Below are 6,434 nucleotides of genomic sequence, written 5' to 3'. Positions count from 1 at the left end.
GTGAAGTGACTCCGCTTCGAAGCACGCAACGGGACAACAAAATCCATAACGGACCTTTCCCCGCCCCGCACGTCAGGCCACGAGCGACACACAAACTGTCACACAGCAGCCTGACACACAGGGATGTTCCGGGCGATGTGGGCGTTTTCCCGCGAACTCGGTGTGAGGGTGTGGCACCGGTAATCTTTGACCCATGTCCACGAATCCACTTCGCCATGCCTTGTCCCGCATGGGCGGCCGCGATCCCTACGAGAAGCACCGCACCGCTACCCCGTTGGAGCTGTTCTTCGACCTCACGTTCGTCATAGCGTTCAGCGTTGCTGCCAATCAGCTGGCCCACAATGTAGCTGAAGCGCACTTTGGAGCGGGTCTTCTTGGTTTCTGCTACGCCATGTTTGCCGTTATCTGGGCTTGGGTGAACTTCACTTGGTTCGCAAGCGCCTACGACACCGACGACTGGGTGTTCAGGGTAGTCACCATGGTGCAGATGCTGGGCGTCCTCATTCTGGCGATGGGCATCGAACCGATGTTCCATTCCCTGCTGGAGGGCGATCACGTCAACAATGTTGCGATCCTGATCGGTTACATCGTGATGAGGCTGGCGCTGGTGTTCCAGTGGCTGCGGGCCGCCCGCCAGGATCCCGGGCGCAAGGAAATTTGCCTGCGCTACGCCAGGTACCTGGCGGTGGTTCAGGTAGGCTGGATTTTGGCGTTGGTGGTCGATACCGATGTCCTCACTACGTTCCTGCTTGCTGCGCCGCTGTTCGTCCTGGAGATGTCCGTGCCCAGGCTTGCGGAGCGGAAAGCGTCAACACCGTGGCACGCACACCACATTGCCGAACGATACGGGCTGCTGGCGATCATTGCCTTGGGCGAATGCCTCATCGGAGCCATCGAAACTCTCCGAGCAATCGTGGCGCTTCACGGCTGGTCCCTCGAAGCTGCAGTGGTGGGCCTTGGAGGAACCGGTTTGGCATTCGGCATGTGGTGGATCTACTTCATCCTCCCGTCAGGGAAGTCGCTGCACCTGCAGCGGCATCGTTCCTACCTGTTCGGCTACGGCCACATGATCATCTTCGCCGCCATCGCTGCCACGGGGGCCGGACTCCACGTGGCGGCTTACTTCATAGACCATGAAGCTCACATCAGCGCGGCGGCAACGATCGCCTGGATCGCGGTGCCGGTGGCAATATTCAAGGTCTCACTGACACTGCTCTATACGGCAATGCTGGGGCCGGACAAGCACGTCCTGTGGAGCACCGGAATGGTGGCGGCCGTCCTCGCGGGAAGCGTGGCGTTGGCCGCAGCGGGCGTTTCCGTACCACTGTGCATGCTGGTCATGGTCCTGGCCCTGGGCGTCTCCATCGCCCTGGACGAACGCTCTGGCCACAAGGGACGGGCAGCGGCGCTGCGTCGGCTGGAGGCCGCGGCGGGCTAATGGGCACTAAGAGAGCCGGTACGTTCGTGCCGGTTTTTCGTTGGAACGCCTTGTTTTCTCACTCCTTATGGGCGCACACTAAGTGAATCGGCACGTTCGTACCGATTCGCGAAGTGGGAGGGCCTCATGCCAGCCAACAGCCTCATGGCAACTCTGGGCTCTGAAGTACGCGCCCGCCGTGCCTCGTTGAGCCTGAGCCAACAGGACCTCGCCGATCTCGCGGGCGTCTCCGAACGGTTCGTCCGGTTCGTGGAAACTGGCAAGAGCACAGTCCAGCTTGAGCCCCTTTTGGCGGTGCTGGACACCCTCGGCCTGGAGCTTTCGCTCCGCCAAGCCGGCAGGCCTACCGCTTCTGAGGCAGCCTCTGAGACAGCACAATGACCTTCCACCGCATCGCCGACGTCTACAAACAAGGCATCCTTGCGGCGCGCCTCGAACGGCATGAGGGCGGCACCAAGTTCAGCTACCTTCCGAAGTACCTCGACGCCGGCCTACCCGCCGTGGCAACGACGCTCCCTGTGAGTGCCGCGCCTGTTTTTACACCCAGCGGCGCAGTACCGCCCTACTTCACCGGACTGCTGCCTGAGGGGCGGCGGCTCAACTCGCTGCGACGCAGCGTCAAGGCGAGCGCCGACGACGAACTCGCCCTCCTCATGGCAGCGGGCGGCGACGCAGTGGGCGATGTCCAGACGGTCCCCCACAGCGAGGCGCTGGCGGAAGGGGGCGCCGCCGTCGTGCTTGATTCAAAACTGCCGCTGGACTTCGATGCGTTGCTGGGCGATTCCGGATTGATCGATCCCGTAGCGCTGGCGGGTGTGCAGGACAAGTTGTCTGCCGGGATGATTTCACTCCCCGTGGCGCAGGCGGGCAAGCGATACATCCTTAAGCTCAACGCCCCGGAGTTCCCCTCCGTGGTGGAAAACGAGTTCCTGATGTTCCGTTATGCGCGTCGGCTGCGGATTCCTGTAAGCAACGTGCAGTTGGTGCACGACGTCTCGGGTAGGGCGGGCCTTCTCGTGGAGCGTTTTGATCGGATCACCGCTGCCGACGGCTCGCCTCTGCGACTGGCAGTGGAGGACGGTGCCCAGATCCTGGGCCTGTACCCCGCGGACAAGTACAGCGTTCCGTTCAGCGAAGTCTGTGCGGCTCTGGCCGGCCATTGTCCTGCACGCCTTCCGGCACTCCGGAATCTGGTCATCCAACTCGCGTTTGCCTGGCTGACAGGGAACGGGGATCTGCACGCCAAGAACGTTTCCATGGTGGAAGCGCCTGGAGTTCTTGGCGCGCGCGAATTCACCATCGCCCCGGTCTACGACATTCCCTCCACAGTGGTTTACGGCGACAAGACGCTGGCGCTGGCCGTCGGTGGGAAGAAGACCGGCATCTCCCGCAGGCACTTCCTCGCCTGGGCCTCGAAGCTTGGGCTGACTGATCGGGCGGCACAGCATTCCGTGGACATCGCCCTCAAAGCAACTGGCTCCTTGATCAGCGACCTCGACGGCGGCGCCTCTCCCTTCGCGGCGAGGCAAACCAAGGAATGGACCAAGGAGCTCAAGCATCGTCGGCGCCTCATGGAGGGCTGACTCCGCGGTTAGTCAGGAACGATTTCGTCAAGCTCCGGGAGCAGGTACGGGTTGACCCTTTGCAGGATCAGCTCCACTTCTTCCCGCGGCACGGCCGTGTAGAGCACCGGACGGGCGTCGGCATAGCGGGTCGTGGGCGGCTTGTCGGGCCATTTCTCTGCCAGCGCTTGGACTCGCTCCGGAAGGGAATTGTGGGCATTATCGGCAATTTTGACCAAGGTGGCGTCGTGGTCCTCGGCCACAAACCGGATCCCTGCTTCATAATCGTCAGGGTCATCGTGGAAGCGGCGCGTGACACCATCGATGATGGCGAGGGCGCGCTCGGAGACCCCCATGTCCAACAGGGCTTGCCGCGTGATGGGAGTATCTTCGGCGATGTCGTGAAGGTAGCCAGCAATCTGGATGTCCTCGTCGAAGTCGGCGAGCGCGTCACCGACCGCCAGGACATGCTCCCGATAAGGGCGCTTGAGCTTGTCCTTTTGGCGGTTGTGGGCCACCTCGGCGAGAATCTTCGCCGTCTCAACGGTGAAGCGTGGTTCGGTCATGCTGGCCTCCGGATTGATGTAGGCACCGAACAGGGATCGGACCTTTCTTCAGGCTATCCGTAAAATTCCCGCACGGCGCCTACCCAAGTACAGGCACTACTCCTGCCCCGCTGCCGCGCACTTTTCCTGCACTGGCATTACTCCTGCACAGCGCGGGCGGCGATGCCCACTACGAGCGCCCTGGGCAAGCGCTGGGCGAGACCTGCTGCGATCCGGTTGGCCCACCCGGACACAACGCTTGCCGGAGTTCCGGGGCGGTCCAGCGCTTTGAGGGCTGTTTCCACAACCTGCGCTGAGGTCTGCATCCGTCCGACTGCCGCGGATTCGCTGCCGAGCACGTCGAAGAACTCGGTGCGGGTGGCGCCCGGGCAGAGGGCAAGCACACGAAGTCCCGAGCTCTTGGCCTCGTGGGCGACGGCCTCGGTAAAGCTGAGGACGAACGCCTTGGTGGCCCCGTAAACGGCCATGCCTGGGATGGGCTGGAACGCTGCGGTGCTGGCGACATTCACCAGGGCGCCCTTGCCCGAGGAGAGCATGCCCGGCATGAATGCCCGGGTGATATCCACCAATGCAGCCACATTGAGTGCGATCTCGGAGGCGATGACTTCAGGGTCTTCCTCCACCAACGCTGCTCGGGTTCCAAAGCCTGCATTGTTGATTAGGGTGTCCACGGTGATTCCGCGCTTGGCCATTTCCTCCACGAGTTCCTTGCCAACACCAGCACGGCCCAGGTCCATGGGAAGCACGGTGACGGCTACGCCGTGCTCGGCACGCAGTTTCCCGGCCAGTTCTTCAAGACGGTCGGCGCGGCGGGCTACGAGGACCAGGTTGGAACCTCGAGCGGCCAAACGGCTTGCGAATTCGGCGCCAAGCCCGGAGCTGGCGCCGGTGATCAATGCAGTCGTACCCGAATAGGTCATGGTCATGGCAATTCCAATCTGTAAGGGCCAGCTCCGGATGAAGCCCGCTCAATGTAGTCAATGCCAACATCGTAGGCACTGACTACATTGTTGTCAATGACTACTTCTCCGCTAGACTATCGATATGACGGACCAGCCCTACCACCACGGCAAGCTGCGAGAGGCTCTGCTGGAGCGCGCCATGGAAACCATTGAGCAAGCGGGTGTCGACGGACTCTCCCTGAGGCAGTTGGCCCGGGACCTCAATGTCAGCCATGGGGCGCCGGCCAAACACTTCCGCGACAAGCAATCCCTCATCGATGCCTTGGCATTGGCTGGCTTTGAGATGATGAACCAGCGCATAGTTGAGGCCGGCAGTGGAGATGACCTTCGTCAGCGCTTTGCAAGGATGGCCAACGCCTATGTGGACTTCGCGGTCTCCCACCCGGCGCTCTTGACCGTCATGTACTCCACCAAGCATCACCCCGGGTCCAGCACTGAGTTGCGGAACATCGGCGAGCAAGGGATCCACGTGGCCCGCGCCCTTATCTCGGAGGCACAGGATGGTGGAGCCTTGGCCCCGGGCGACACGGAAACCCTGGCCATGGTGTGCTTCGTAAGCTTGCATGGCGCCGCGCTCCTGGCGGCAGGCAAGCAGCTGGACGGCAACAGTGTTGAGGACGTTGTCGCTGCGACCACTGACACCCTGTGGGCCGGCATGGCAGCGGGGGTTCCAGCCGCGCAACTCTCACAGACAGCGGGCTCCTAATCAGCCTGAGCGCCTGGCTAGCCTAAGCCCCCGGCCAAAAGGGTACTGGCGGGACTACGAAAGCCCTGCAATTGCCTCCCGGACGGCTGAACTGAGCAGGAGATTGCGGCATCCAATCCCTCCCGGCTCGGCCTGTTGTGGGACGTATCCAAAGCCAAGTTCATACACCGGGTCCGCGAACCCCAAAGACGCGCTGGCGCCGTCGTGCCCGAACGCCCGGCAGCTGCCGAACGGCATACGGCTGTGCGACTTCATGAAAACAGTGGCAAAGCAACCGGTCTCGCCGAAGACGCGATCGATCCCAAACACCTGCTCAGCGGAAACCCTGCGGATGGTCTCCTCCGTCAGGAAGGGTGCGACGGCGGCCTGACCGCCTGCCGCCAACCCCGTCACCGCTGCAGCGTAGATCCTGGCCATCCCCTCAGCGCTGGAAACGCCCGCTACCGAACTCATACCCGCGGCGCGGACTTCGCGGATGTTCGGAAGATCCAGGATGTCGCCCTCTGCAGCATTGGCCGCCAAACCGAAGTGGCTGGCAGGGTCTACCCAAGGCAAGGCGGGGTCGGCCGCCCAGCGGAAAGGCGCGAAGCGTTCTTCCTCAGCATCCGGTAGGCCAAGGTAGAAGTGGGCACCCGTCACGGATCGGATCCGCTGTTCGAAGACCTCCTGGAGCGTGGAACCCGTGATTCGACGGCACAGCTCCTCCATGAAAACTCCGATTGTCAGTGCGTGGTAACCGAATGCCGCCCCGGGCTTCCACAGGGGCGGAAGTTTGGCGAGCTTCGCCGCCGCGAGCTCCGAATTGTTGACTTCCTCAAGGCTCACGCCTCCCTCGACGCCCAACAGTCCGGCCTGGTGCGAAAGGAGTTGGGAAACAGTGATGGAGGCCTTCCCCTCAACCCCGAACTCCGGCCAATATTTGCCCACTTCCGCGTCGAGATCCAGTTCGCCGTCTTGAACGAGCAGAGCCATCACAAGGCCTGCCATGCCTTTGGAGCACGAGAAAACACCTGTCACCGAATCGGGACGAATGTGGGGCCCACCGCTGATATCCAGCACCTTGACACCCCGATGGTACGCCGCCACCTGCGCAGAATAGTCCGGGTCCTGTTCAAGGAAACGGCCGAACAGTTCGGCTACGGATTCGAAACCTGGGGCGATCACCTGTGAATGCATCCAGACAGCCTACTTTGCCTGCAC

The 6,434-nt window shown here is 62.3% G+C and carries 7 protein-coding genes; 4 read left to right on the top strand and 3 right to left on the bottom strand.

The features are described 5' to 3' along the window. Positions 1-193: 193 nt before the first annotated feature. The 3 genes from KSW38_RS18210 (at position 194) to KSW38_RS18200 (ending at position 3,021) form a co-directional block, all read left to right on the top strand. Positions 194-1,438 carry a low temperature requirement protein A gene (locus tag KSW38_RS18210; RefSeq protein WP_216926344.1) on the top strand — a complete coding sequence of 415 codons (1,245 nt, stop codon included), beginning with the start codon at positions 194-196 and terminating at the stop codon, positions 1,436-1,438. Between the two features lie 126 nt (positions 1,439-1,564). Next, positions 1,565-1,819: a helix-turn-helix transcriptional regulator gene (locus KSW38_RS18205; RefSeq protein WP_254186659.1), complete on the top strand. Its 255-nt coding sequence runs from the start codon at positions 1,565-1,567 to the stop codon at positions 1,817-1,819. Continuing rightward, entirely contained in the window at positions 1,816-3,021 is a 1,206-nt protein-coding gene (locus tag KSW38_RS18200) for a type II toxin-antitoxin system HipA family toxin (protein ID WP_216926343.1), read from the top strand. Before KSW38_RS18205 ends, KSW38_RS18200 begins: the two co-directional genes overlap by 4 nt. Before the next feature lie 8 nt (positions 3,022-3,029). Here the strand turns inward: KSW38_RS18200 and KSW38_RS18195 are convergent, their stop codons facing one another. Together KSW38_RS18195 and KSW38_RS18190 are read right to left on the bottom strand one after the other, a co-directional pair. Continuing rightward, entirely contained in the window at positions 3,030-3,566 is a 537-nt protein-coding gene (locus tag KSW38_RS18195; RefSeq protein ID WP_216926342.1) for a phosphohydrolase, read from the bottom strand. A gap of 137 nt (positions 3,567-3,703) precedes the next feature. Beyond that, complete coding sequence (locus KSW38_RS18190) at positions 3,704-4,492, bottom strand: SDR family NAD(P)-dependent oxidoreductase (RefSeq protein ID WP_216926341.1); 789 nt, start codon at positions 4,490-4,492, stop codon at positions 3,704-3,706. Positions 4,493-4,610: 118 nt separating this feature from the next. Between KSW38_RS18190 and KSW38_RS18185 the strand changes: the two genes are divergently transcribed. Next, complete coding sequence (locus tag KSW38_RS18185; protein ID WP_216926340.1) at positions 4,611-5,234, top strand: TetR/AcrR family transcriptional regulator; 624 nt, start codon at positions 4,611-4,613, stop codon at positions 5,232-5,234. 54 nt (positions 5,235-5,288) lie between these two features. Here KSW38_RS18185 and KSW38_RS18180 read toward each other — a convergent pair whose 3' ends face one another. Further along, complete coding sequence (locus KSW38_RS18180) at positions 5,289-6,410, bottom strand: serine hydrolase domain-containing protein (protein ID WP_216926339.1); 1,122 nt, start codon at positions 6,408-6,410, stop codon at positions 5,289-5,291. Between the last annotated feature and the right edge of the window lie 24 nt (positions 6,411-6,434).

Origin of the sequence: Paenarthrobacter aromaticivorans (assembly GCF_019038615.1) — a bacterium.
GTDB lineage: Bacteria > Actinomycetota > Actinomycetes > Actinomycetales > Micrococcaceae > Arthrobacter > Arthrobacter aromaticivorans.
This window is presented reverse-complemented; position numbering and strand designations above follow the sequence as displayed.

Excerpts from the sequence above, each read along its gene's own strand:
- KSW38_RS18210 (WP_216926344.1), top strand. The coding sequence starts at position 194 with ATGTCCACGAATCCACTTCGCCATGCCTTGTCCCGCATGGGCGGCCGC.
- KSW38_RS18205 (WP_254186659.1), top strand. The coding sequence starts at position 1,565 with ATGCCAGCCAACAGCCTCATGGCAACTCTGGGCTCTGAAGTACGCGCC.
- KSW38_RS18200 (WP_216926343.1), top strand. The coding sequence starts at position 1,816 with ATGACCTTCCACCGCATCGCCGACGTCTACAAACAAGGCATCCTTGCG.
- KSW38_RS18195 (WP_216926342.1), bottom strand. The coding sequence starts at position 3,566 with ATGACCGAACCACGCTTCACCGTTGAGACGGCGAAGATTCTCGCCGAG.
- KSW38_RS18190 (WP_216926341.1), bottom strand. The coding sequence starts at position 4,492 with ATGACCATGACCTATTCGGGTACGACTGCATTGATCACCGGCGCCAGC.
- KSW38_RS18185 (WP_216926340.1), top strand. The coding sequence starts at position 4,611 with ATGACGGACCAGCCCTACCACCACGGCAAGCTGCGAGAGGCTCTGCTG.
- KSW38_RS18180 (WP_216926339.1), bottom strand. The coding sequence starts at position 6,410 with ATGCATTCACAGGTGATCGCCCCAGGTTTCGAATCCGTAGCCGAACTG.